The following is a 22,110-nucleotide window of genomic DNA, read 5'->3' as shown; positions in this document are numbered from 1 at the left end:
CCGGCACCCCACCGCCGGTCCATTCGCGACACCCACGGCCCGGCGCGCCCGGGACGTCAGCCGCGCAGGTGGCCGTTCCCGGTCACCACGTACTTGGTGGAGGTCAGCTCGGGAAGGCCCATCGGGCCACGGGCGTGCAGCTTCTGCGTGGAAATGCCGATCTCGGCGCCGAAGCCGAACTCGCCGCCGTCGGTGAACCGGGTCGAGGCGTTCACCATCACGGCCGCGGCGTCAACCCGGGCCACGAACTCCCGCGCGGCGCTCGCCGAATCGGTGACGATGGCCTCGGTGTGCCCGGTGCCGTACCGCCGGATGTGCGCGACAGCCGCGTCCAGCGAGTCGACGACGGCCACCGAGATGTCCGCGGCGAGGTACTCGGTGGCGAAGTCCTCCTCGGTGGCCGCGACCACGGCGGGGGAGTGGGCGGCGACGCGATCGTCGCCGTGGACGGTCACCCCGGCCTCGGCGAACGCGGCGAGCATCGCGGGAAGGAAGGCGTCGGCGACGGCCGCGTGCACGAGCAGCGACTCGGCCGTGTTGCAGGTGGACAACCGCTGCGTCTTGGCGTTGAGCGTGACGGCCACGGCCTTCGACACGTCGGCCGCGGCGTCCACATAGACGTGACAGTTGCCCACCCCGGTCTCGATCACCGGCACCGTGGACTCCTCGACCACCGTGCGGATCAGCGAGGCGCCGCCGCGCGGAATCAGCACGTCGACGAGGCCGCGGGCGCGCATCAGCTCCTTCACCGAGTCGCGCGAGGTGGCGTCGAGCAGTTGCACCGCGTCGGCGGGCAGCCCGGCGCCGGCCACCGCGTCCCGCAGCACGGCGACCAGCGCCGCGTTGGAGTGCGCGGCCGAGGAGGAGCCGCGCAGCAGTGCCGCGTTGCCGGACTTCAGGCAGATCCCGGCCGCGTCGACTGTCACGTTCGGCCGAGCCTCGTAGATGATCCCGACCACCCCGAACGGCACCCGGATCTGCCGCAGCTCCAGCCCGTTGGGCAGGGTCGAGCCGCGGACCACCTCGCCCACCGGGTCGGGCAGCGCGGCCATCTGCCGCAGGGCGTCGGCGATGCCGGCCACCCGGCCGTCGTCGAGGGCCAGGCGGTCCAGCACGGCCGCCGTCAGCCCGGCCTCCCGGCCGGCCGCCAGGTCCGTCGCGTTCGCGGCCACGATCTCCGGCGTACGTGCCACCAGCGCGTCGGCCATCGCGTGCAGCGCGGCGTCCTTGGCCGTACGCGTGGCCACGGCCAGCGCCTCCGCCGCGACCCGGGCCCGCCGCGCCTGGTCGGTCACACTCGTCGCACTCATGCGGCACTCCTCACAGCAGCACCAGGTCGTCACGGTGGACGACCTCCCGTTCGTACGCCGGGCCGAGCGCCGCGGCGAGTTCCGAGGTGGAGCGGCCGAGCAGCCCGGGCAGCTCGACCGCGTCGTAGTTGACAAGTCCCCGGGCCACCGGGGCGCCCTCGCCGTCCACCAGGTCGACCGGATCGCCGGCGGTGAACGCCCCGTCGACCGCGGTTATGCCGGCCGGCAGCAGCGACTTGCGCCGGCCGACCACCGCGGCCACCGCGCCCGGGTCTAGGTGCAGCCGGCCCCTCGGGGAGGTGGCGTGCGCGAGCCAGAACAGCCGCGCCGCCGGGCGCTGCCGCCGCGGGTGGAAGAACGTGCCGACCGGTTCGCCGGCGAGCGCCGTGCCGGCCAGCGGGGCGGCCGTGAGCACCACGGGAATGCCGAAGCCGGTGGCGATCCGGGCCGCCTCGACCTTGGTCACCATGCCGCCGGTGCCGACCCCGGCGCGGCCCGCGCCGCCGATGGCCACACCGGCCAGGTCCTCCTCGCCGCGCACCTCGGTGATCCGGGTCGAGTGCGGCCGCGTGGGGTCGCCCGTCCAGAGCGCGTCGACGTCGGACAGGAGCACCAGCAGGTCGGCGTGTACGAGGGCGGCGACCAGCGCGGCCAGCCGGTCGTTGTCGCCGAACCGGATCTCCTCGGTGGCGACCGTGTCGTTCTCGTTGACGATGGGCACCGCCCGCAGGTCGAGCAGCTTGCGCAGCGTCCGGTACGCGTTGCGGTAGTGCGCCCGCCGGGTCACGTCGTCGACCGTGAGCAGCACCTGCCCGACGGTGAGCCCGTGCCGGGCGAAGCTGGCCGCGTACCGCCCGATGAGCAGGCCCTGGCCGACGCTGGCCGCGGCCTGCTGGGTGGCCAGGTCGCGCGGGCGCCGGGTCAGGCCGAGCGGCGCGAGGCCGGCGGCGATCGCGCCGGAGGAGACCAGCACCACCTCACGGCCGCCGGTGGCCAACCTGCCGAGGGTGTCGACGAGCGCGTCGACGCGCTCGTCGGCGAGCCCGCCGGTCGGGGTGGTCAGCGAGGAGGACCCGATCTTGACCACGATCCGTCGGGCCGCCGTTACCGCTTCGCGCACCCGACCATTCTGCGTGCTCAGGGCCGTGCCGCCCGGCGGCGTTCCCATATGGTGGCCGATTGTGACACCAGACGAGTACGTCGAGGCGGTGCTGGACCTCGTGGAGCGGATCCCGCCCGGTCGGGTGATGTCGTACGGCGCGGTGGCCGACGCGCTCGCCGAACGCTCCGGCCGCGCGTCGGCCCGGCTGGTGGGCACCATCATGGCCCGGCACGGAGGCGGCGTGCCCTGGCACCGGGTGGTGACCTCGTCGGGGCGCCTGCCGCCGGGCCACGAACGGGAGGCGCGGGCCCGGTTGCGCGCCGAGGGGACGCCGTTGCGCGGCCCCGGGGTGGACATGGCGGCGGCCGGCTGGTCGCCGGAAGAGGGGATGTGACCCGCGGCACAACGTGAGTAACATTCGGCGCCATGGACGCGCCGCCGGCCGACCCGGCTCCGGTCCGGGGTGGCCTGCCGCGACGGGTGCACGCCGGCTACGCGCTCGGGTCGCTGGCGACCGGCGCCTTCGGCACGGTGCCCGGCCTGCTCCTGCTGCCGTACCTCACCGACACCCTGGGCGTGGCCGCCGGGCTGGCCGCACTCCTCGTGCTCCTGCCGAAGGCGTGGGACGTGCTCGTCAACCCGGTGGCCGGGCGCGTCTCCGACCGCACCCGGTCCCGCTGGGGCGCCCGCCGGCCGTACCTGCTCGTCGCGGGGCTCGCACTCGCCCTGCTGTTCGCCGCCATCTTCGCGGCGCCCTTCGGAGCCGCCGCGGCGGCCGGTGCGTACGTGGCGGTCGCGTTCCTCGCCACCGCCACCGCGTACGCCTTCTTCCAGGTGCCGTACGTGGCGATGCCCGTCGAGCTGACCGACGACCAGGCCGAGCGCACCCGGCTCATGACCTGGCGGATCGCCGTGCTGGCGCTGGCCATCCTGGTTTCCGGGGCGGTCGCTCCCGCCGTGGTGACGGCGGGCGGCGAGGGGATCGCCGGGCACCGCTGGATGGGGCTCTTCGTGGCGGCGCTGATCGCCGTGGGGGCGGTCGGCGCGTTCCTGGGCACCCGGGCCGCGCCCACCGGCGAGGTGCGCCAGAGCGAGCCGACGCTGCGCGCCCAGCTCGCGGTGGCCGGACGCAACCGGCCGTTCCGCGGTCTGCTGCTGTGTTTCGTGGTGCAGTCCGCCGGGGTCGCCACCATCCTGGCCGGCGTCAACTACTTCGCCGACCAGATCCTGCGCGACCCGGAGACCGGCGCCACGCTCCTGTTCGCCTGCTTCGTCGGGCCCGCGCTGCTGGTCATGCCGGTGTGGACCCGGGTCGGCGCCCGGCTGGGCAAGCGCGCGGCCCTCGTGGCGGCGTCGCTCCTGCTCACGGTGGGCGTCGCTGCCCTCGTGGCGGCGCCGCTGTTGCCGGCCGCCGCGGTCTATGCGGTCGTCGCGCTGGTCGGCGCCGGGTACGCGGGCCAGCAGGTCTTCGCGCTCGCCATGCTGCCCGACTGCATCGCCTGGGACGAGAGGCGCACCGGGCGGCGGCAGGCCGGCGTCTTCACCGGCGTCTGGACGGCCGGGGAGACCCTGGGGCTCGCGCTCGGGCCCGGCATCTACGGCCTGGTGCTCCAGGTCGCCGGGTACGTCTCGTCCGACACCGGCACGGCGGCTGCCCAGTCCGACACGGCCCGCCTCGGCATCCTGCTCGGCTTCAGTGTCCTCCCCGCCGCCCTGGTAGCAACCCCCCTGCTGGCCCTCCGCCGGTACGACCTGACCCCCACCCCCGACACTCCCGTCGATCATGCAGTTGTGGTGGGGGATGAAAGCCATTGATCCGCACGGAAGGGGCACCACAACTCCATGATCGACGAGGAGACGGGCGGGACCGCGCTGCCGGAGCGGGGGATGGCTGCCGAGCGGGTGCTTGACGAGATCCGGCTGCTGCGGGGGCGGGACCGGCCCACGCACGGCGGTCGGCTCTTCGCGTACGTCTACGACCCGGCGGTGCCGGGCCTCGACGAGCTGGCGGCCGCCGCCCACGCGCAGAGCGCGCACGTCAACGGGCTGGACCCGACCGCCTTCCCGTCCCTGCTCGCCATGGAGAACGCCCTCGTGGGCGCGGCCGGCCGGCTGCTCGGAGGCGGGCCCGGCAGCGCCGCGCCGGACGTGGTCGGCAGCGTCACGGGCGGCGGCACCGAATCGCTGATCCTGGCGGTCAAGGCCGCCCGGGACGCCCACCCCGAGATCACCGCGCCCCGGCTCGTGGTGCCGTCGAGCGCGCACGCGGCCTTCGCCAAGGCGGCGCACTACCTGCGGGTGGCGCTCGACGTGGTGCCCGTACCCCCGGACACCCTGCGCGCCGACCCCGCCGCGATGGCCGCCGCCATCGGGCCGGACACCGTGCTCGTGGCGTGCTCCGCACCGTCGTACGCGCACGGTGTGGTCGACCCGGTCGCCGAGATCGCGGCCGTCGCCGCCGAGGCGGGACGGCGCTGCCACGTGGACGCCTGCTTCGGCGGCTGGACGCTGCCGTACCTGCGCCGGCTCGGCGCGCCGGTGCCCCCGTTCGACTTCACGGTGCCCGGGGTCACGTCGGTGTCCGTGGACCTGCACAAGTACGCGTACGCCCCGAAGGGCGTCTCGGTGCTGCTCCACCGCGATCCGGCGCTGCGCGCCCCGCAGTACTTCGCGTACGCCGACTGGCCGGGCTACACGATGATCAACCCGACGATCGCCTCGACCCGCTCGGGTGGTCCGATCGCGGCGGCGTACGCCACCCTGCGGCACCTCGGCGACGACGGGTACCTGCGCCTCGCGGCCACCACCCGGGACGCGGTGGCCGGGCTGGCCGACGCCGTACGTGCCGTTGACGGCCTGCGGCTGATGGCCGAGCCGGAGTCCACGGTCGTCTGCTTCACGACCACCGACCCGGCCCTCGACCTCTTCGTCCTGGTCGACGAGCTGACACTGCGCGGCTGGCACACCCAGCCCCAGCTCACGTACGCGGGCCTGCCGGCGAGCGTGCACCTCACGGTGACCGCGGCGGTGGCGCCCCGGGTGGCCGAGTTCGGGCCGGCGCTGGCCGACGCCGTGGCGGCGGCCCGGGCGGCCGGCCCGGTCGCCCTGCCCCCGGACCTGCTGGCCCTCGCCGGCGCCCTGACTCCGGACGCGCTCACGCCCGGTCTGGTCGCCGGCCTGGCGGCCGGTCTCGGCCTGGGCGGCGGGGCGGGCGTCGGATCGGCCGGGGCCGGCCCCCTGCCCGAACGGATGGCGCCGGTCAACGCGTTGCTGGACGCCGCCCCGCCGGCGGTGCGGGAGCGGTTGCTGGTCGAGTTCGTCGGGCTGCTCCAGCGACCCGCCTGGTGAGAAGCGACGGCGGCGTCCCAGCCGGGACGCCGCCGTGTTGCTCACCGCCCGATCGCGACCGGCACGGTGTTGTCCGAGACCTTCAGGTCGGGCCACCGACGGTAGTCCGCGTCGTAATGCTCCACATGCACGCTCGCGTTCTCGGACGGCTGGTCCGGACCGAAGCGGAACCGGAACGTCCAACCCCGGCTTTCGCCGGCCTTCAACCCGTCGGTGAGGCACTCCGGCCACTCCACGCCGTCCCTCGGCGGCTGGCACCGCGAAGCGTCACCACCCTCCAGGTCGCCGAAGGTCGCCAGGCTGGTGAAGGCCACGTGGTCGACGTCGACCGGTCCCCGGTTGGTGACGGTGAAGACCACGGTCCCCGCGAGGGTGCCCGTTTCGTCCACCGGCTTCAGGACGACCGGTCCCCTGGTCAGCTTCAGGTCGGTGAGTCGCGGATCCTTGCCCCAGCTCGTCGGACCGCCGCTCTGGCCGAACCGCTCGCCGTCCCACCGGTACGTCCGCCACTGGTGCCGCTGCCAGTGCTCGGGCACACCGCAGCACGGCTGGATGTCGCCGACCTGGACCCGGACGGCTCCCTGGGTCACGTCGACCGCCAGGATGTCCTCGAACGACCTGTCGCCGCGCTCGGCCGTCCGATTGACGCGTCCGAGTGTCACGATCTTCCCGCGATCGTTCCGGTCGAACGCCACGACCTGCTTGCCGACGGTCTCGCCCAGCCGGCAGCCGAGCAGCGCCACCGTCTCGGCGGCGCCGTCCGCGTCCACGTCGCCCTGGTCGATGGCGATCAGGTGCGGGACCTCGGCCTCGCGCAGCGGCGGCCGCAGGGTGAGCCGCACCCCTTCGGTCGCACACTCCGTGGGGGAGCCGACCTGCCAGGCGGGCAGGTCGAGGCGGGCGGCGAGCAACTCGCGTTCGGAGATGCGGCCGTCCGGGGCCTCCGGTGTGCGGGGGACCGACGGCGTCGCGGACGGGCTGGTCGACGCGCTGGGCGAGGGGGAGGAGGGGGTCGGGGTGGGTTCGACCGTCGGCGTCGTCGCGGGCGGCGCGGGTGGTGTCGCGTCGCCGCGCAGCGCGGCCGTGGCGGCGATCGGCGCCACCACGAGGGCGACGGCGAGCGCCGCGCCGGCGGCCACGGTGGCGCGCCGGCGGCGCCGCAGCGTACGGCGGGCGGCGTCCGGGCCCGGCCCGTCGACCCGCGCGGTCAGCTCGTGCCGGTACGCGGCGAAGTGGGTCCGCAGCGGATCCTGCTCAGCCATGGTCGACCCCCTCGATGGTCTCGTCGAGCAGCGTGGCCAGGGCCGTCCGGCTGCGGTGCAGCCAGGACTTGACCGTGCCCTCGGCCACCCCTTCCTGAATGGCGATCTGGGCGACGGAGAGGTCCGCGAGGTAGTGCAGGACGACGGCGCGCCGGTGGTTCGGCGGCAGCGCCGCGAGCGCGACGTCGATCGCCACCCGGTCCGGTGTGGGACCGGAAACCTGCGGCTCGACCCGCCGCTGCCGGAGCAGGTGGTTGCGGGCGGTCCGCAGGCGCCGCCACCGGCTGCTGGCCAGGTTCCAGGCCACCCGCCGCACCCAGGCCACCGGGTCGTCGTAGCGGATCAACCGGTCCCACCGGGCGAGCGCGCGGCAGAAGGCCTCCTGGGCGAGGTCCTGCGCCTGCCCCAGATCTCCGGTGTACGCGCACAGTTGGGCCACCACGCCGCGGTAGTGCGCGTGGTAGAAGCCGTCGAAGGTGATCGCCGGCGCGGCGTGCCCGCCGACGTCGACGACCGGCGGTTCGTTCGCGCGTGCCCCCATGGTCACCGTCACTGTCCCCTCCCCGTGCTGACCGATGCCGATAACACTTCCTCCCGGCACGGCCGGTTGCGGGCCGCCCTGCAAGAGACCCGACAGCAAACCGGCGACGGCGGCCGGCGTCACGGCCCGGTCGAGCGGCCGGCCGGTGCGCTCCGGGACTGTGGTTGACTGGGCGGGAGGTTCGGGAAGGGGGCGGGCGTGCAGCTACCGGGAGTGCTCGGCGAGCCCATCCGGTTCGTGCTCAACTGGGGCCGCCGCTACTCGCTCTGGGTGTTCAACTTCGGTCTGGCCTGCTGCGCCATCGAGTTCATCGCCACCAGCATGAGCCGGCACGACTTCATGCGGCTCGGCGTGATCCCGTTCGCGCACGGCCCGCGTCAGGCCGACCTCATGGTGGTCTCCGGCACGGTGACCGACAAGATGGCGCCGGCGATCAAGCGGCTGTACGACCAGATGCCCGAGCCCAAGTACGTCATCTCCTTCGGCGCCTGCTCCAACTGCGGCGGCCCGTACTGGGACTCCTACTCGGTGACGAAGGGCGTCGACCAGCTCATCCCGGTCGACGTCTACGTCCCCGGCTGCCCGCCCCGGCCGGAGGCGCTGCTGCACGGCATCCTGCGCCTCCAGGAGAAGATCGCCGCCGAGCGGTCCGGCGTGGGCGGTGTGCCCCGGCCGGACCTGCTCGCCGCGCCCGTCAACGCGCCGCCCCGCGACGGCGCCGCGCCGCGTTCGGTGGCGTCGCTCACCGCCCCACCGGTACGCCCGCCCCGGAGCTGACCGGGCGGCCGACGTCCTGCCTGGCGGGCGGGGGTTAGCCTGCGCACCATGAGCAACTCCGCGGAGCGCCGTGCCGCCCACATCGTCGACGTGCTGATCGAGGAGTTCGGCCCGTCGATGGCCCTCGACCCGGCCGCCTTCCGACGCAAGTTCCGCAAGATGGCCGCCTCGCCGTTCGCCTTCTACCGGGGCAGCGCCTCCCTCTTCTACGCCGACCAGCGCGGCGACTTCGCCGACGACAGCTTCCTCGACGACCGCACCAGCCGGGTCTGGATCCACGGCGACCTGCACGCCGAGAACTTCGGCACCTACATGAACGCCTCCGGGCAGCTGGTGTTCAACGTCAACGACTTCGACGAGGCGTACGTCGGGCCGTTCACCTGGGACCTGAGGCGCTTCGCGGCCAGCGTGGCGCTGCTCGGCTACGCCAAGGCGCTCTCCGACCGGGTGATCACCGAGCTGGTCACCGGCTTCGCCCGGTCGTACCTCACCGAGCTGCGGGCCATCGCCGCGGGCGGGGACGACGCGATCGGCTCGATCACCCTCGACAACGCCGACGGGGTGCTGCGCCGGGTGCTCCAGCAGGCACGGCTCAACACCCGCGTCGATTTGCTCGCCACGCAGACCACCATCGACAACTACGAGCGGCGGTTCTCCCTGGGCGACGGGGTGTTCGAGGTCGACGCCGACACCCGGGACCGGGTGTGCGCCGCCTTCGCCGACTACCTCGGCACGCTGCCCGCCTCGTCGGCGCGCCTGCGCCCCGTCGAGGCGCGGATCAAGGACGTGGTGCTGCGCAAGGGCGTGGGCATCGGCTCCGCCGGGCTGCCGTCGTACAACCTGCTGCTGGAGGGGCACACGCAGGCGCTCGAGAACGACGTCGTCATCTACATGAAGCAGGCGCAGGTGCCGGCGGTGGCGCGGCACATCGCCGACGAGTCGGTCCGCGGCTACTTCCAGCACCAGGGGCACCGCACGGCCGAGTCGCAGCGGGCGTTGCAGGCGCACGCCGACCCGTGGCTGGGCTTCACCGAGCTGGATGGCACCGGCCAGCTCGTGGCCGAGGTGTCCCCGTACGCCGCCGACCTCGACTGGGCCGACGTGAACGAGCCCGAGGAGCTGGCCGGAGTGCTCACGGACCTGGGCCGCGCCGTGGCGCGGATGCACTCGGTGGCCGACGACGAGTCGAGCCACGACCTGGTCGACTACTCGACCGAGGAGGCCATCGTGGCCGCGGTCGCGGAGGACGAGTCGGGGTTCGTGGGCCACCTCGTCGAGTTCGCCCACGCGTACGGCGTGCGGGCACGGGAGGATCACCAGCTCTTCGTGGACGTGTTCCGCAACGGGAAGCTGCCCGGGATCTGACCCTGCGGTCGCTCAGACCGCGAACTCCAGCACCACCTTGATGTCCTCCGGCCCCGGCCGGTACGCGTCGGCGTATCCCGAGACGGGCACCCGTCGGCTGATCAGCGCGCTCAACCACAGCTGGTCGGCACGGCGCAGCGCCTCGGCGGCCAGGTCCCAGTGCCGGCGGTTGGCGTTCACCGACCCGAACACCACGTTGTTCTCCAGCACCAGCGCCCGGTTCAGCGCCCCCGCGTCGAAGTCGATGGTCCGGCCGCCGCTGGACACCCCGGCCAGGCAGACGATGCCGGTCGGCGCGGCCTTGCACATGACGTCGAGCACCACCTTCGGCGCGCCGGTGCACTCGACCACCACGTCCGGCTCGAAGTCCAGGTCGTCGACCTGCGTCGAGTGGTACGTGGCGCCGAGAGCCCGGACCAGCTCCGGTTTCGGGCCGCTGGTCGCCAGGTCGAGCACGTGCACGGCGAGCCCGCGCTGGCTCGCGAGCAGGGCGGCGAGCAGGCCGATGGGTCCGGCGCCGGTGACCAGCACGCTCCGCGGCTGCCACTCGGCCCGGTGCCCGATCCGCTCGATGTGGTCCCACGCCTTCGCCACGACGCTGGTGGGTTCGAGGAGCATCCCGACCTGGCCGAGCGACCGGTCCAGCTTGACGGCGAACGTCGGCTGGAGCCGCCAGCGTTCCCGGGCGAAGCCGGCGAGGCCCTTGATGCCGTGCTCCGTGTAGCGGCCGTTGCGGCACATGTCCCACTCGCCGACCGCGCAGTTCGTGCACGGCACCGGGTCCGGGTGTCGCACGATCCCGGCCACCAGGTCACCCGGCTGGAGGGTGCCGGTGGGGTCCTCCAGCACGCGACCGAGGGACTCGTGCCCGAGCACGAGGCGACGTTCCCCGGGCGGCGCCTCCCCGTACTCCCCGGCGATGATCTCGTGGTCGGTGCCGCAGATGCCGACGGCCAGCGCCTCGACGAGGATGGCGCCGTCCTCCGGGGGCGGCTCGGGGTGGTCGTCGATCAGCTCCAACGAGTTCGCGACCCCGGGGGTCACAGTCACAGCGCGCACAGTCCTCATCTTGGCCCGCGCACCCGCGGCCCGCGCGGCAAAGCGGCAGATGCCCACGGGCGGGCCGGCCGCCGCGACGGGCTTGCCGGGACTGCCCCGCCCGTCGTCCGGGCGCCGCAGGCCGGCCGGGCGCTTCGACGCACGCCTAGGATCAGCGGCATGACTCCGGAAGAGGTCGGTGCCCGGATGGCCGCGCTGCTCGCGCCGGCCGAGGTCACCCCGTCGGTCTCCGGCGGCCAGCGGCACGCGCGGGCCACCGTCGACGTGCCGGCGGCGAGTTGGCGGGACGCGGTCCGGGCGGCGCGCGACGACGCGGAACTGGAGTGCGACTTCTTCGACTGGCTCTCGGCCGTCGACGAGCTGGCCGAGGGGTTCGACGTGGTGGCGCACCTCTGGTCGACGCGGCGCCGGCACGGGCTGCTGCTGCGCACCCGGGTGCCGCGGGAGGCGGCCACCGTGGCCTCGGTGGTCGACGTCTACCCGGGGGCGGGGTGGCACGAGCGGGAGACGCACGAGATGTTCGGCGTCGACTTCGCGGGCCACGACGGGCTGCGGCCACTGCTGCTGCCACCGGAGTTCGAGGGCCATCCGCTGCGCAAGGAGTTCGTGCTGGCCTCCCGGGTGGCCAAGCCCTGGCCGGGCGCCAAGGAGCCGGGAGAGTCGGAGGCCGGCGGTGGCCGGCGGCCGATCCGTCCGCCGGGTGTGCCGGCACCGGGCGAGTGGGGCGTCGTGCCCACCCCGGCCGGCGCTGGCGGCGCGGGTGAGGGGCCCCGCGGCGGCGTGCCGGCCCGTCCGGCCCGCGAGCGGCCGGCGCGCCCGCCGCGTACCGCCTCCGCGGCCCGTGGCGACGGCCCGGCGCCGGCCGGACCGGCCGCCGCCGACGCCGGTCGCCTCCCGGGCGCGCCCGGCGGCCGCGGGGCCGGAGCGGCCCGTTCCGGTCCGCCGGCCGACCGCCCGTCCCGGCGGGGGCCGGCGGCGACCGAGCGCGGCGACGACGACGACGGAGGTACGCCCTGATGCCGCTGTGGCTGGAGCTGCTGATCCGGGTGGGTGGCGTGCTGGTCGCCTTCCTCACCCTGCCGCTGCTGGTCGGCCAGGCCGAGCACAAGGTGATGGCGCACATGCAGGGCCGGCTCGGTCCCATGTACGCGGGTGCGTTCCACGGCTGGGCGCAGCTCGTCGCCGACGGGATCAAGTTCGTGCAGAAGGAGGACGTGACCCCGCGTGAGGCGGACCGGCCGGTGTTCCGGCTGGCGCCCGCGGTGGCGCTCGTGCCCTACCTGCTGGTGCTGCTGGTGATCCCGCTCGGCCCGGGCGACCTGGTCGGGCAGCCGCTGGACGTCGGGCTCTTCTTCGTGCTCGCGGTGGTGGGCGTCGGCGTGGTGGCGGTGCTCATGTCGGCGTGGGCGTCGGCCAACAAGTACAGCCTGCTGGGCGGGCTGCGTGGGGCCGCCCAGTTGCTCGGCTACGAGCTGCCTCTGGTGTTGGCGGCCGCCTCGGTGGCGATGGCCGCCGGGACGCTCAGCCTCTCCGGCATCGTCGAGGCGTGGCGGCCGTGGTGGCTGCTCTGGCAGGCGCCCGCCATGGTCGTGTTCTTCGTGGCCGGGCTCGCCGAGATCCGCCGCCCGCCCTTCGACATGCCGGTCGCCGACTCGGAGCTGGTGTTCGGCTTCATGACCGAGTACACGGGGCTGCGCTTCGCGTTCTTCCTGCTGGCCGAGTACGTCGGCATCGTGGTGATCGCGGCGCTGACCACCGTGCTCTTCCTCGGCGGCTGGCACGGCCCCTTCGCCGACGCGCAGCTCGGCTGGCTGTGGACCCTGATCAAGGTGTTCGCCGTGGCGTTCCTGATCATCTGGCTGCGGGTGGCGTACCCCCGGCTGCGCGAGGACCAGCTCCAGCGCCTGTGCTGGCTGGTGCTGGTCCCCGCGTCCCTCGCCCAGCTCGTCCTCACGGCCGCCGTCCGCGTCGCCATCTGACCGCGCGGCCGGCCTCCGGCGAGGCTGGCCGGCGGCCGGGGTCAGCGCAGCGGCGTGTGGGCCGGGTCGACCCGCTCCGCCGCCGGGGGCGGCGGGGGCGGGGTGCCGTCCCCGAACGGGCGGCCACCGAGCGCCTCCCGGCCGTGGGGCGTGAGCCAGTTCGCTAGGTCCGGGCCGAGCGGCACGATCCCGGTCGGGTTGATGTCCCGGTGCACCTCGTAGTAGTGGCGCTTGATGTGGTCGAAGTCGATGGTGTCCCCGAAGCCCGGCGTCTGGAACAGGTCCCGGGCGTACGCCCACAGCACCGGCATCTCGGCGAGCTTCTGCCGGTTGCACTTGAAGTGGCCGTGGTAGACCGGGTCGAAGCGCACCAACGTGGTGAACAGCCGCACGTCCGCCTCGGTGATGGTGTCGCCCACCAGGTAGCGCTGGTCGCGCAGGCGGTCGCTCAGCCAGTCCAGCCGGTCGAAGAGCCGGTGGTACGCCTTCTCGTACGCCTCCTGGCTGCCGGCGAAGCCGCACCGGTAGACGCCGTTGTTGACGTCCCGGAACACCACGTCGTTGACCTCGTCGATCTCGGCGCGCAGCCGCTCCGGGTACAGCTCGGGCGCGCCCTCCCGGTGGTACGCCGTCCACTGCGTGGACAGGTCGAGGCTCATCTGCGCGTAGTCGTTGGTCACGACCTGCCCGGTCGGCTCGTCCACCATGGCCGGGACGGTGATGCCCCGGTCGTAGCCGGGGAACCGCTTGAAGTACGCCTCGGCCAGCCGCTCGATGCCGAGCACCGGGTCACGCCCGTCGGGGTCGAGGTCGAACGTCCAGCTCCGCTTGTCGTGGGTGGGGCCGGCCACCGCCATGGAGATGGCGTCCTCCAGGCCGAGCAGCCGGCGGACGATGATGAGGCGGTTCGCCCAGGGGCAGGCGCGACTGACCGCGAGCCGGTACCGGCCAGGTTCCACCGGATAGCCGTCCCGCCCGTCGGTGGTGATCCGGGTCGCGATGTACCGCTGGTCGCGGGTGAACTCGCCGCCCGGCTCGACGTACTTGCCGCCGGTGCGCAGCAGCGCCTGTTCCCCGGTCTCGGTCGCGCCACCCTCGCTGGTCGTGTCCACGCCGTTCCTCCGATCATGTCGCCTCGCCCCATTCTGGCCGCTCGGGGAGCGGTAGGCGCGGTGAGTGCACTCACCCCGTCGGCGATACGCTGCCCCGGTGACCGACACGGAGGGCGCGGCGCGGCGGTTCATCACCGACGTGTGGAACGCCGAGCGCGAGGAGTCGGCGTACGACCTCGTGGCACCGGAGTGCCCGGGTCTGGGCGGTGCCGGCCCGGAGGCGGTGCTCGCCTGGCACCGGGACCGGCGGGCGGCCTTTCCCGACCTGCGCTACAAGATCGTCGACCTGGTGGCCGCCGGAAACCGGGTCGCCGTGCACTGGCGCGCCGCCGGCACGCAGGCCGGGCGGTTCGGCCCGGTGCCGCCCACCGGCCAGGTGGTCAGCTACTCGGGGGCGACCTTCCTGCGGTTCGACGACACCGGCCGGATCGCCGACGTGTGGAGCTGCAACGAGCTGTTCCAGCTCCTCCAGCAGCTCGGCGTCGAGATGCTGCCGCCCGCCGGCGGGGTCACCGGCTCCGCGGGGTGATCCGGGCCCGCGGGATGTCGATCTCCCACGGCTCCGGCAGTCGCCGGTCACTCGCGGGCCCTTTTCCGGTGCGTCGTTCTCCCCGTCGACACGGTGCCGCCGGCCAGGCTCGGGGGGTGGTCGCGCGCGCCGGGGGCACAGGGCAGGATGGTCGGCATGACCGACCGCAGCGAGCGCACACCGGACGACGGCGCCGGTGACCGCGGCCTGCCCGGGGCGGGCCTGGTCAAGGGGCTGGCGGTCACGCTCAAGACGATGACCCGGCGCGCCACCACCCAGCAGTACCCGGACGTGGCCCCCGAGCTGCCGCCCCGCTCGCGCGGGGTGATCGCGCTGCTCGAGGAGAACTGCACGGTCTGCATGCTCTGCGCGCGTGAGTGTCCGGACTGGTGCATCTACATCGACTCGCACAAGGAGGAGGTGGCGGTGCCCGGCGCCGCCCGCCCCCGCCAGCGCAACGTGCTCGACCGGTTCGACATCGACTTCTCGCTCTGCATGTACTGCGGCATCTGCGTCGAGGTCTGCCCGTTCGACGCGCTCTACTGGACGCCCGAGTTCGAGTACGCCGAGTACGACATCAAGGACCTGCTGCACGACAAGGACCACCTCGGGCAGTGGATGGGCACCGTCCCGCCGCCACCCGCGCACGACCCGAACGGGGAGCCGGCCAAGGAGGAGACGAGCGCCGCCCGCAAGGCCGCGGTCCCCGCCACGCGGCCCACGCCCCCGGCCGTACGACCCGAGCCCGGCGAGGCGGCTCCATGACCGGTGCGGACGTGCTGCTGCTCGCGCTCGGCGCGGTGGCGGTCGGCTCGGGCGTCCTCGTGGTCACCACGAAGCACCTGGTCCGGGCCGGTCTATACCTGGTCGTCTGCCTCGGCGCCCTGGCCGGCGACTACCTGGTGCTCGCGGCCGAGCTGGTGGCCTGGGTGCAGGTGCTCATCTACGTGGGCGCGGTGGTCGTGCTGCTGCTGTTCGCCGTGATGCTCACCCGGGCGCCGATCGGCGCCTCCGACGACCTGGACCGGCCCGGCTGGCCGGCCGCGCTCATCGGCGGCGGGGCGGGGCTGGGCCTCGCCGCGCTGCTGGTCGACGCGTACCGGTGGACGGCCGTGGAGCTGCCCGAGGCGGGCACCGCCGAGCGGCTCGGCGGGGAGATCTTCCGCAACTGGGTGCTCCCGTTCGAGGTGCTCTCGGTGCTGCTGCTCGCGGCCCTGGTGGGCGCGATCGTGATCTCGCGGCCGGACATCGGGCGATCCACCTCGACGCGCGGAACGGAGGCCAGGTGAGGCCGGTCGTCCCGTACGTCACCGCGGCGCTGCTGTTCGGCCTCGGCGCGTACGGCGTGCTGCGCCGCCGCAACGCGGTGCTGGTCCTGATGGCCGTCGAGCTGATGCTCAACGCGGTCAACCTCATCCTGGTCACCGCCGACACCACGGTGCGGGCGACGCTGCCGCACGGCGGGCAGGTCTTCGCGCTCTTCGTCATCGTGCTGGCCGCCGCGGAGGTCGGCGTGGGGCTGGCCATCGTGCTCCAGCTCTACCGGCTGCGGGCCAGCGTCGCCGTCGACGAGGTGCCGCTCACCGAGTCGCCGGCCGGCGCGCCCGCCGAGCCGCGGGCCGACGGGCCCGCCGGGTTGCCGGCCACTGTCGGCGCCCCGCCCGCCGACCCGGGCACGGGCCGCACCGGCGACGCCGACGCGAGGGAGGAGCGGTGACGGCCCCGACCCTGCTCGGCGTGCTGCTTCCCGTCGTACCGCTGGCGGCGGGTCTCGCGGGCCTGCTGCTGCCGCCGTCGCCCCGCGGCCTCGCGGCCGACGGCGGTCGCGGCGCGGCGACCGGCGAGCAGCGGGCGCGGCGGGCGGCCATCACGCTCGCTGTGGCCGGCGCGGCCGGTGCGCTGGCCCTGGCGGTCGCCCTGCTGGCCACCCTCGACGGGTCGGTCGAGGCGAGCACCACCTGGGTCGACCTGGCCGGGCTGCGGGTCACCCTGGGCGTCCGGCTCGACGGCGCCGCCGCGCTGGTCGCGGTGGCGGTCGGCGCGGTGGCGCTGGCCGTGCAGGTCTACTCGATCGGCTACCTCAAGCGCGGCCCGCACGACGACGTCGACGTCGACCACCGCTACCCCCCGTACGCCGCGCAGATCAGCCTCTTCACGGCCGCCATGCTGCTGGTCGTGGTGTCCGGCGACCTGCTGTTGCTGCTGGTCGGCTGGGAGGTGATGGGCCTTTGCTCGTACCTGCTCATCGCCCACGACCGCCGGCTGCCCGAGGCGCCCGCCGCCGCCGTGAAGGCGTTCCTCGTCACCCGGGTGGGTGACGTCGGCTTCCTGCTCGGCATCGCGCTGCTCGGCGTCTCCGCGGGCAGCTTCCGGATCGCCGACGTGCTGGCCCACGACCACGCCCCCGGCACGCTCACGGCCGCCTGCCTGCTGCTGCTCGCCGGGGTGGCGGGCAAGAGCGCCCAGTTCCCGCTGCACACCTGGCTGCCCGACGCGATGGCCGGCCCGACGCCGATCAGCGCGCTCATCCACGCCGCCACCATGGTGGCGGCCGGCGTGTACGCGGTCGCCCGGCTCTACCCGCTCTTCGAGGCCGCGCCCGTCGCGCTCACCGTGCTCGGGGTGCTCGGCTCGATCACCCTGCTGCTCGGCGCGTTCGCGGCCACCGCGCAGGACGACATCAAACGGGTGCTCGCCTGGTCGACGGTGTCCCAGATCGGCTACATGACCGGCGCGCTCGCCGTCGGCTCCCCGGCGGCGGCGCTGTTCCACCTGCTCACCCACGCCGCGTTCAAGGCGCTGCTCTTCCTCGCGGCGGGCGCGGTCATCCACGCCGTCGGCACCACGCTCATGTCGCGGATGGGCGGGCTGCGCGGCAGCATGCCGCTCACCTTCTGGTGCACGCTGGTCGGTCTGGGCGCGCTGGCCGGGCTGCCGCCGCTCGCGGGCTTCTGGAGCAAGGACGGCGTGCTGGCCGTGGCGCAGGCCGCCGCGCTGGACGGCGAGGGCCCCACCCCCTCCTGGCTCGGCTGGCTGGTCTGGCTCGCCGGCCTGGTCGGCGTGGCGGTCACCGCCTGGTACGCCACCCGCCTGCTGCTGCGCACGTTCCTCGGCGAGCCCCGCACACCGCTGGCTAGTCCGCACGACCCGCCGGGCACGCTGCGCTGGCCGGTGCTGCTGCTCGCCGTGCCGGCCGCGCTGCTCGGCCTGGCCGGGTTCGCCGCACCGTTCGCGGATTGGCTCCAGCCGGCGCCGCTGGCCAGCCCGGAGCGCCCGTCCGACCTGCTCCCCGCCGAGCCGCTCGTCCACCTCACGCCGTCCGTCGTGCTGCCGCTGGCGCTGCTGCTGCTCGGCGCGGGTCTGGCCTGGGCGCGCTGGCGTCGGGACCCGTCCGCCGATCCCGCCGCCGCGCTGGGTCCGCTGCGGCCGCTCTTCGCGGCGGCGTTCCGGCTCGACGACGTCCAGCACGCCCTCGTCGTACGCCCCGTCCGGGCGCTCGCCCGCGCGGTGCGCACCGGTGACGAGCGGGTGGTCGACGGCGCCGTCGAGGGCAGCGGCCGGGCCGCGTCCGGCCTCGGCGCCGGGCTGGCCACCCTGCACCGGGCGGCGCTGCCCCGGGCGGCCGCCGCCGTGCTGGCCGGCGCGCTGCTCATCGGCCTGGCGGCGGCCCTGATCGGAGGTGCGGCATGACCGCGGGCGAGTTCCTGCTGGTCGCGGTGCTCGCGGTGCCGGCGCTGGGTGCGGTCGCGGTGGCCGTGACCCCCGCCGACCGGGTGGCCCGGGTGGTCGGCACCGTGGCCGCCGGGCTCACCCTGCTCGCCGCGGCGCCGCTCGTCGCCGGCGACCGCGGCTGGTTCGCCTGGTCGGCGGCGTCGCCCGCGGTACGCCCCTGGCACCAGCTCGACCTGCCCTGGGTGCCCGCCCTGGACCTGCGGTTCCACCTCGGCGTCGACGGCATCTCGTACCCGCTCGTGGTGCTGACCGCGCTGCTGACCCTGCTCTGCTGCGGCTACACGCTCTGGCGGGTGCCCGAGGGCGGCGGCAGCGGCCGGGCGCTGGTCGCGCTGCTGCTGGTGGTGGAGGTCGGCATCCTGGGCACGTTCCTCGCCCTGGACCTGGTGTTGTTCTTCCTGTTCTTCGAGGTCGTCCTGCTGCCCATGTACGCGGTGATCGCCGGCTGGGGTGGCGAGGACCGGCGCCGGGCGGCCCGCAAGTTCGTGCTCTACACCCTCTTCGGCTCGGTGCTGCTGCTCGTGGGTGTCTACGTGGTGGTGGCCGCCGCCGGCACCGCCGACATCGTGGCGCTGACCGGTGGCGGCGGGCTTCCCCGCGACACCCAACTGTTCGCGTTCACGCTGCTGGCGCTGGCGTTCGCGGTGAAGAGCCCGCTGTGGCCGCTGCACTCCTGGCTTCCGGACGCGCACACCCAGGCGCCCACCGTGGGCAGCGTGGTGCTCGCCGGGGTGCTGCTGAAGATGGGCACGTACGGGCTGATCCGGGTGGCCGTCGGGGTCGCGCCGGAGGGCGCCCGCTGGGCGGCGCCGGTGCTCGGCGTGCTGGCCGTCGCCGCGATCCTCGTGGGTGCGCTGGTCTGCCTCGCGCAGTCCGAACTGAAGCGGCTCGTCGCGTACTCCAGCGTGGGGCACATGGGCTTCGTGCTGCTCGGCGTCGCCACGCTCACCACCACCGGCATCCAGGCGGCGCTGATCGGCAACGTGGCGCACGGCGTGATCACCGGCCTGCTGTTCTTCCTGGCCGGAGCCATCAAGGACCGTACGCACACCGGGGCGCTCGCCGAGCTGTCCGGCCTGCGGGAGACCGCGCCCCGGCTCGCCGGGCTGCTCGGCTTCGCGGCCGTCGCGTCCCTGGGGCTGCCCGGGCTCGCCGGCTTCTGGGGCGAGGCGTTCGCCGTGATCGCCGCCGTCGAGGTGGGCGGCGCGTTCTGGACGACCCTCGGCGTGCTGGCCGCCGTTGGCGGGGCGCTCACCGCCGCGTACTTCCTGCGCCTGCTTCGTCGGGTGACCCACGGGCGGCCGACCCCGGCCGTGGGGCGGCTCGCCCCCACGCTGGCCGGCGCGGAACTCACCGCCTGGGCGCCGCTCGTGCTGCTCGCGCTGGCCATCGGGCTGGCCCCGGTGCTGGTGCTCGGTGTGGCGGAGGCGCCGGTCGAGGCCCTCGTGGAGGTTCTCCCATGACCCCGAGCGTGGTGCAGAGCGTCGATCACGTGGCGCTGCTTCCGGCGTACCTGGCCGCCGGCACCGCCGTGCTCGTCCTGGTCACCGATCTCGTGCTGGCCCGTCCCCGGGCGACGGTCGCGGTGGCGGCGGTGGGCGCGCTCGCCACGGCGCTCGGGTCGGCGCTGGTCGGCGCCGGTGGCGAGCGGCGCACGTTCTGCGCGGGCGCCGACTGCTCGTACGTGCTCGGCGGGCGGGCGGCTCTCGTCGGAGCCGTGTTCGCCCTGCTCACGCTTGGGGTGCTCGGCCTCTCCGGCGGGCACCTGCGGGCCGGCCGGGCGCCGGCGGGGGAGTACTGCTTCCTGCTGGCGTGCTCGATGACGGGTGGCGTGGTGCTCGGCGCGGCCGGCGATCTCATCACGCTGATCGTGGCGCTGGAGACGCTGACCCTGCCGCTCTACGTGCTGGTGGGGCTGCGCCGGGGCAGCCTGGCCAGCGCCGAGGCGGCCGTCACCTTCTTCGTGGTGAGCGTGGTGGCCACCACGCTGAGTCTGCTCGGGGCGGCGCTGCTCTACGCGGTCACGGGCGGGCTGCACCTGGGCCGGCTCGGCACGGTGCTCGCGGAGCGCCCGGAGCTGCACGACCTGCCGCTCACCACGGCGGCGGTGGCGCTGCTGGTGTTCGGGCTCGCGTTCAAGGTCGCCGCCGTGCCGTTCCACGCCTGGGCGCCGGCCACCTACGACGGCGCGCCGCTGCCGGTCGCCGCGTACCTGTCGACGGCGTCGAAGCTCGGCGGTGTGGTGGCGCTGCTCGCCGTGGTGACGACCGCGCTGCCGGCCGACCTGACCGGCCCGGTGCTCGCGCTGCTCGCGGTGCTCACGATGACGGTGGGGAACCTGGTGGCGCTGCGACAGCGGCGGACCATCCGGCTGCTCGCCTGGTCGTCGGTGGCCCAGGCCGGTTACATCCTGGCCCCGCTCGGGGCGCTGGCGCTCGCCACCGGGCGCACCGGCGAGGCCCGGGCCACGGCGTACGCGGCCGCGCTCGCGTACGCCGTCTTCTTCGTGCTGCTGGAACTCGCCGCGTTCGCGGGGGTGACCGCCCTGCGCCCGGCGGACGCCGACGGCGGCACCCTCGACGACCTGCGGGGCGCGGCGCGCCGGCACCCGTGGCTCGGCGCCGGCCTCGCGCTGGCCGTCGTCGGGTTGGCGGGGCTGCCGCCCGGGCTGGCCGGCCTCTTCGCCAAGGTCACCGTGGTCCGTTCGCTGCTCGACGGCGGCGCCGGCGGGCTCGCGCTCGTCGTGGCGGTGAACGCGGTGATCGGGCTCGCCTACTACCTGCGGCTGGCCGCCGGCCTGTACGCGGCTCCGGCCGCCGGGCCGGCGAGCGCTTCGACGGCGCCCCGGGCCCGGGCGGTGGCGACGGTGCTGGCCGTGGCCACCCTCGCCGCCGCCGTGGTGGGGTTCGCCCCTCAGTTGGTGCTCGACCTGGCCGCCCGCTGACGCGGCCCACTCCTTCTTCTGGGCGCGCTCCCAGTCAATTCACAGCGATATCGCGGATGGTTGACGGGTACCGGTGTGTTGAACCGGTCGACGGATCCCGGAGATCCGTGCACCGAAGGAGTGATCGTGCACCACAACCGCCTCAAGACCGCAGCGCTGCTCGGCCTGCTCACCGCACTGATCCTCGCGGTGGGCTACTGGTTCGGCGGCAGTGGCGGCCTGGTCATCGCCGTTCTCCTGTCGCTGGTCATGAACGGCGTCAGCTACTTCTTCTCGGACAAGCTCGCGCTGCGCGCGATGCGGGCACAACCGGTCAGCGAGGCACAGTTCCCCGAGCTGTACCGGATGGTGCGCGAGCTGGCGACCGAGGCCCGGCAGCCCATGCCGCGCCTGTACGTGAGCCCCACCGCGCAGCCGAACGCGTTCGCCACGGGCCGTAACCCGCAGCACGCGGCCGTCTGCGTCACCCAGGGCATCACCGAGATCCTCGACTACCGCGAGCTGCGCGGCGTGATCGGGCACGAGCTGTCCCACGTCTACAACCGGGACATCCTCATCTCCAGCGTGGCGGCCGGCCTGGCCGGCATCATCACCACGCTGGCGAACATCGCCTGGTTCATTCCGCTGGCCGGCGGGGACGACGAGGACGGCCCGAACCCGGCCGTGCTCCTGCTCACCATCATCCTCGGCCCGATCGCCGCGACGATCATCCAGCTGGCGATCAGCCGGAACCGGGAGTTCCAGGCGGACGCCTCGGGCGCCGAGCTGAGCCGTGACCCGCTGGCCCTCGCCAACGCGCTCCGCAAGATCGACGCGGTGGCGAGCCGTCGGCCGCTGCCGGCCCAGGGCAACCTGACCAGCACCGCCCACCTGATGATCGCCAACCCGTTCCGCGGCGGCGGCATCGCGGCCCTCTTCTCCACCCACCCCCGGATGGAGGAGCGGGTCGCCCGGCTGGAGCGCATGGCCGCGAACTCCGGCCCGGTGCAGTTCCTGCGCTGACGCACCGATCCACCACTCCGCCCGTACCCGGTGCCCGGGTGCGGGCGG

Annotated in this window: 21 protein-coding genes; 15 read left to right on the top strand and 6 right to left on the bottom strand. The window is 74.5% G+C overall.

All coding sequences use genetic code 11. The features are described from left to right. Nucleotides 1-56: 56 nt before the first annotated feature. On the bottom strand, nt 57-1,310 hold the full coding sequence (locus ACSNOA_RS29405; RefSeq protein ID WP_436663010.1) for a glutamate-5-semialdehyde dehydrogenase: 1,254 nt from the start codon (nt 1,308-1,310) through the stop codon (nt 57-59). A 10-nt stretch (nt 1,311-1,320) separates the two neighbouring features. After that, entirely contained in the window at nt 1,321-2,478 is a 1,158-nt protein-coding gene (proB, locus tag ACSNOA_RS29400; protein ID WP_436663009.1) for a glutamate 5-kinase, read from the bottom strand. Between the two features lie 13 nt (nt 2,479-2,491). On the opposite strand from proB, the gene ACSNOA_RS29395 reads away from it, so the two are divergent. The 3 genes from ACSNOA_RS29395 to ACSNOA_RS29385 are packed head-to-tail and all read left to right on the top strand — an operon-like array spanning nt 2,492 to nt 5,760. Further along, entirely contained in the window at nt 2,492-2,806 is a 315-nt protein-coding gene (locus tag ACSNOA_RS29395) for an MGMT family protein (protein WP_436663008.1), read from the top strand. A 32-nt stretch (nt 2,807-2,838) separates the two neighbouring features. Further along, complete coding sequence (locus ACSNOA_RS29390; protein WP_436663007.1) at nt 2,839-4,227, top strand: MFS transporter; 1,389 nt, start codon at nt 2,839-2,841, stop codon at nt 4,225-4,227. Between the two features lie 27 nt (nt 4,228-4,254). Further along, the gene (locus tag ACSNOA_RS29385; protein WP_436663006.1) at nt 4,255-5,760 is read left to right on the top strand and encodes a pyridoxal phosphate-dependent decarboxylase family protein; all 1,506 of its coding nucleotides are present in this window, start codon (nt 4,255-4,257) and stop codon (nt 5,758-5,760) included. 41 nt (nt 5,761-5,801) lie between these two features. Here ACSNOA_RS29385 and ACSNOA_RS29380 read toward each other — a convergent pair whose 3' ends face one another. After that, entirely contained in the window at nt 5,802-7,022 is a 1,221-nt protein-coding gene (locus ACSNOA_RS29380) for a hypothetical protein (RefSeq protein ID WP_436663005.1), read from the bottom strand. Further along, on the bottom strand, nt 7,015-7,575 hold the full coding sequence (locus ACSNOA_RS29375) for a SigE family RNA polymerase sigma factor (RefSeq protein WP_436663004.1): 561 nt from the start codon (nt 7,573-7,575) through the stop codon (nt 7,015-7,017). Before ACSNOA_RS29375 ends, ACSNOA_RS29380 begins: the two co-directional genes overlap by 8 nt. A gap of 186 nt (nt 7,576-7,761) precedes the next feature. Between ACSNOA_RS29375 and ACSNOA_RS29370 the strand changes: the two genes are divergently transcribed. Together ACSNOA_RS29370 and ACSNOA_RS29365 are read left to right on the top strand one after the other, a co-directional pair. Next, on the top strand, nt 7,762-8,340 hold the full coding sequence (locus ACSNOA_RS29370) for an NADH-quinone oxidoreductase subunit B (RefSeq protein ID WP_436663003.1): 579 nt from the start codon (nt 7,762-7,764) through the stop codon (nt 8,338-8,340). Nucleotides 8,341-8,388: 48 nt separating this feature from the next. After that, nucleotides 8,389-9,705, top strand: coding sequence for a DUF2252 domain-containing protein (locus tag ACSNOA_RS29365; RefSeq protein ID WP_436663002.1), 1,317 nt, complete (start codon nt 8,389-8,391; stop codon nt 9,703-9,705). Between the two features lie 12 nt (nt 9,706-9,717). Here ACSNOA_RS29365 and ACSNOA_RS29360 read toward each other — a convergent pair whose 3' ends face one another. Beyond that, a complete protein-coding gene (locus ACSNOA_RS29360) occupies nt 9,718-10,764 on the bottom strand; it encodes a glucose 1-dehydrogenase (protein WP_436663001.1) in 1,047 nt (348 codons plus the stop codon). A 159-nt stretch (nt 10,765-10,923) separates the two neighbouring features. Here ACSNOA_RS29360 and ACSNOA_RS29355 point away from each other — a divergent pair, with 159 nt between their 5' ends. Continuing rightward, complete coding sequence (locus ACSNOA_RS29355) at nt 10,924-11,781, top strand: NADH-quinone oxidoreductase subunit C (protein ID WP_436663000.1); 858 nt, start codon at nt 10,924-10,926, stop codon at nt 11,779-11,781. Next, entirely contained in the window at nt 11,781-12,743 is a 963-nt protein-coding gene (locus ACSNOA_RS29350) for a complex I subunit 1/NuoH family protein (protein ID WP_436662999.1), read from the top strand. Before ACSNOA_RS29355 ends, ACSNOA_RS29350 begins: the two co-directional genes overlap by 1 nt. Before the next feature lie 41 nt (nt 12,744-12,784). Here ACSNOA_RS29350 and ACSNOA_RS29345 read toward each other — a convergent pair whose 3' ends face one another. Next, nucleotides 12,785-13,855 (bottom strand): glutathione S-transferase family protein, encoded by a 1,071-nt coding sequence (locus ACSNOA_RS29345; RefSeq protein ID WP_436662998.1) that lies wholly within the window; start codon nt 13,853-13,855, stop codon nt 12,785-12,787. 97 nt (nt 13,856-13,952) lie between these two features. Here ACSNOA_RS29345 and ACSNOA_RS29340 point away from each other — a divergent pair, with 97 nt between their 5' ends. From ACSNOA_RS29340 to htpX, 8 genes are all read left to right on the top strand, one after another. Then, entirely contained in the window at nt 13,953-14,384 is a 432-nt protein-coding gene (locus ACSNOA_RS29340; RefSeq protein WP_436662997.1) for an ester cyclase, read from the top strand. A 147-nt stretch (nt 14,385-14,531) separates the two neighbouring features. Then, nucleotides 14,532-15,149 carry a NuoI/complex I 23 kDa subunit family protein gene (locus ACSNOA_RS29335; protein ID WP_436662996.1) on the top strand — a complete coding sequence of 206 codons (618 nt, stop codon included), beginning with the start codon at nt 14,532-14,534 and terminating at the stop codon, nt 15,147-15,149. Next, nucleotides 15,146-15,673, top strand: coding sequence for an NADH-quinone oxidoreductase subunit J family protein (locus ACSNOA_RS29330; protein WP_436662995.1), 528 nt, complete (start codon nt 15,146-15,148; stop codon nt 15,671-15,673). The genes ACSNOA_RS29335 and ACSNOA_RS29330 overlap by 4 nt, the downstream gene beginning before the upstream one ends. Continuing rightward, complete coding sequence (nuoK, locus tag ACSNOA_RS29325) at nt 15,670-16,101, top strand: NADH-quinone oxidoreductase subunit NuoK (RefSeq protein ID WP_436662994.1); 432 nt, start codon at nt 15,670-15,672, stop codon at nt 16,099-16,101. The genes ACSNOA_RS29330 and nuoK overlap by 4 nt, the downstream gene beginning before the upstream one ends. Beyond that, complete coding sequence (locus tag ACSNOA_RS29320; protein WP_436662993.1) at nt 16,098-18,074, top strand: NADH-quinone oxidoreductase subunit 5 family protein; 1,977 nt, start codon at nt 16,098-16,100, stop codon at nt 18,072-18,074. The genes nuoK and ACSNOA_RS29320 overlap by 4 nt, the downstream gene beginning before the upstream one ends. Then, nucleotides 18,071-19,579, top strand: coding sequence for a complex I subunit 4 family protein (locus ACSNOA_RS29315; RefSeq protein ID WP_436662992.1), 1,509 nt, complete (start codon nt 18,071-18,073; stop codon nt 19,577-19,579). Before ACSNOA_RS29320 ends, ACSNOA_RS29315 begins: the two co-directional genes overlap by 4 nt. After that, entirely contained in the window at nt 19,576-21,060 is a 1,485-nt protein-coding gene (locus tag ACSNOA_RS29310) for an NADH-quinone oxidoreductase subunit N (RefSeq protein ID WP_436662991.1), read from the top strand. Before ACSNOA_RS29315 ends, ACSNOA_RS29310 begins: the two co-directional genes overlap by 4 nt. A gap of 126 nt (nt 21,061-21,186) precedes the next feature. Next, nucleotides 21,187-22,062: a zinc metalloprotease HtpX gene (gene htpX / locus ACSNOA_RS29305; RefSeq protein ID WP_436662990.1), complete on the top strand. Its 876-nt coding sequence runs from the start codon at nt 21,187-21,189 to the stop codon at nt 22,060-22,062. Nucleotides 22,063-22,110 lie beyond the last annotated feature (48 nt).

The organism is Micromonospora sp. URMC 103, from assembly GCF_051386435.1.
Taxonomy (GTDB): Bacteria; Actinomycetota; Actinomycetes; order Mycobacteriales; family Micromonosporaceae; genus Micromonospora.
This window is presented reverse-complemented; position numbering and strand designations above follow the sequence as displayed.

Excerpts from the sequence above, each read along its gene's own strand:
- ACSNOA_RS29405 (WP_436663010.1), bottom strand. The coding sequence starts at position 1,310 with ATGAGTGCGACGAGTGTGACCGACCAGGCGCGGCGGGCCCGGGTCGCG.
- proB (WP_436663009.1), bottom strand. The coding sequence starts at position 2,478 with ATGGGAACGCCGCCGGGCGGCACGGCCCTGAGCACGCAGAATGGTCGG.
- ACSNOA_RS29390 (WP_436663007.1), top strand. The coding sequence starts at position 2,839 with ATGGACGCGCCGCCGGCCGACCCGGCTCCGGTCCGGGGTGGCCTGCCG.
- ACSNOA_RS29385 (WP_436663006.1), top strand. The coding sequence starts at position 4,255 with ATGATCGACGAGGAGACGGGCGGGACCGCGCTGCCGGAGCGGGGGATG.
- ACSNOA_RS29380 (WP_436663005.1), bottom strand. The coding sequence starts at position 7,022 with ATGGCTGAGCAGGATCCGCTGCGGACCCACTTCGCCGCGTACCGGCAC.
- ACSNOA_RS29365 (WP_436663002.1), top strand. The coding sequence starts at position 8,389 with ATGAGCAACTCCGCGGAGCGCCGTGCCGCCCACATCGTCGACGTGCTG.
- ACSNOA_RS29355 (WP_436663000.1), top strand. The coding sequence starts at position 10,924 with ATGACTCCGGAAGAGGTCGGTGCCCGGATGGCCGCGCTGCTCGCGCCG.
- ACSNOA_RS29350 (WP_436662999.1), top strand. The coding sequence starts at position 11,781 with ATGCCGCTGTGGCTGGAGCTGCTGATCCGGGTGGGTGGCGTGCTGGTC.
- ACSNOA_RS29335 (WP_436662996.1), top strand. The coding sequence starts at position 14,532 with ATGGTCGGCATGACCGACCGCAGCGAGCGCACACCGGACGACGGCGCC.
- ACSNOA_RS29330 (WP_436662995.1), top strand. The coding sequence starts at position 15,146 with ATGACCGGTGCGGACGTGCTGCTGCTCGCGCTCGGCGCGGTGGCGGTC.
- ACSNOA_RS29315 (WP_436662992.1), top strand. The coding sequence starts at position 18,071 with ATGACCGCGGGCGAGTTCCTGCTGGTCGCGGTGCTCGCGGTGCCGGCG.
- ACSNOA_RS29310 (WP_436662991.1), top strand. The coding sequence starts at position 19,576 with ATGACCCCGAGCGTGGTGCAGAGCGTCGATCACGTGGCGCTGCTTCCG.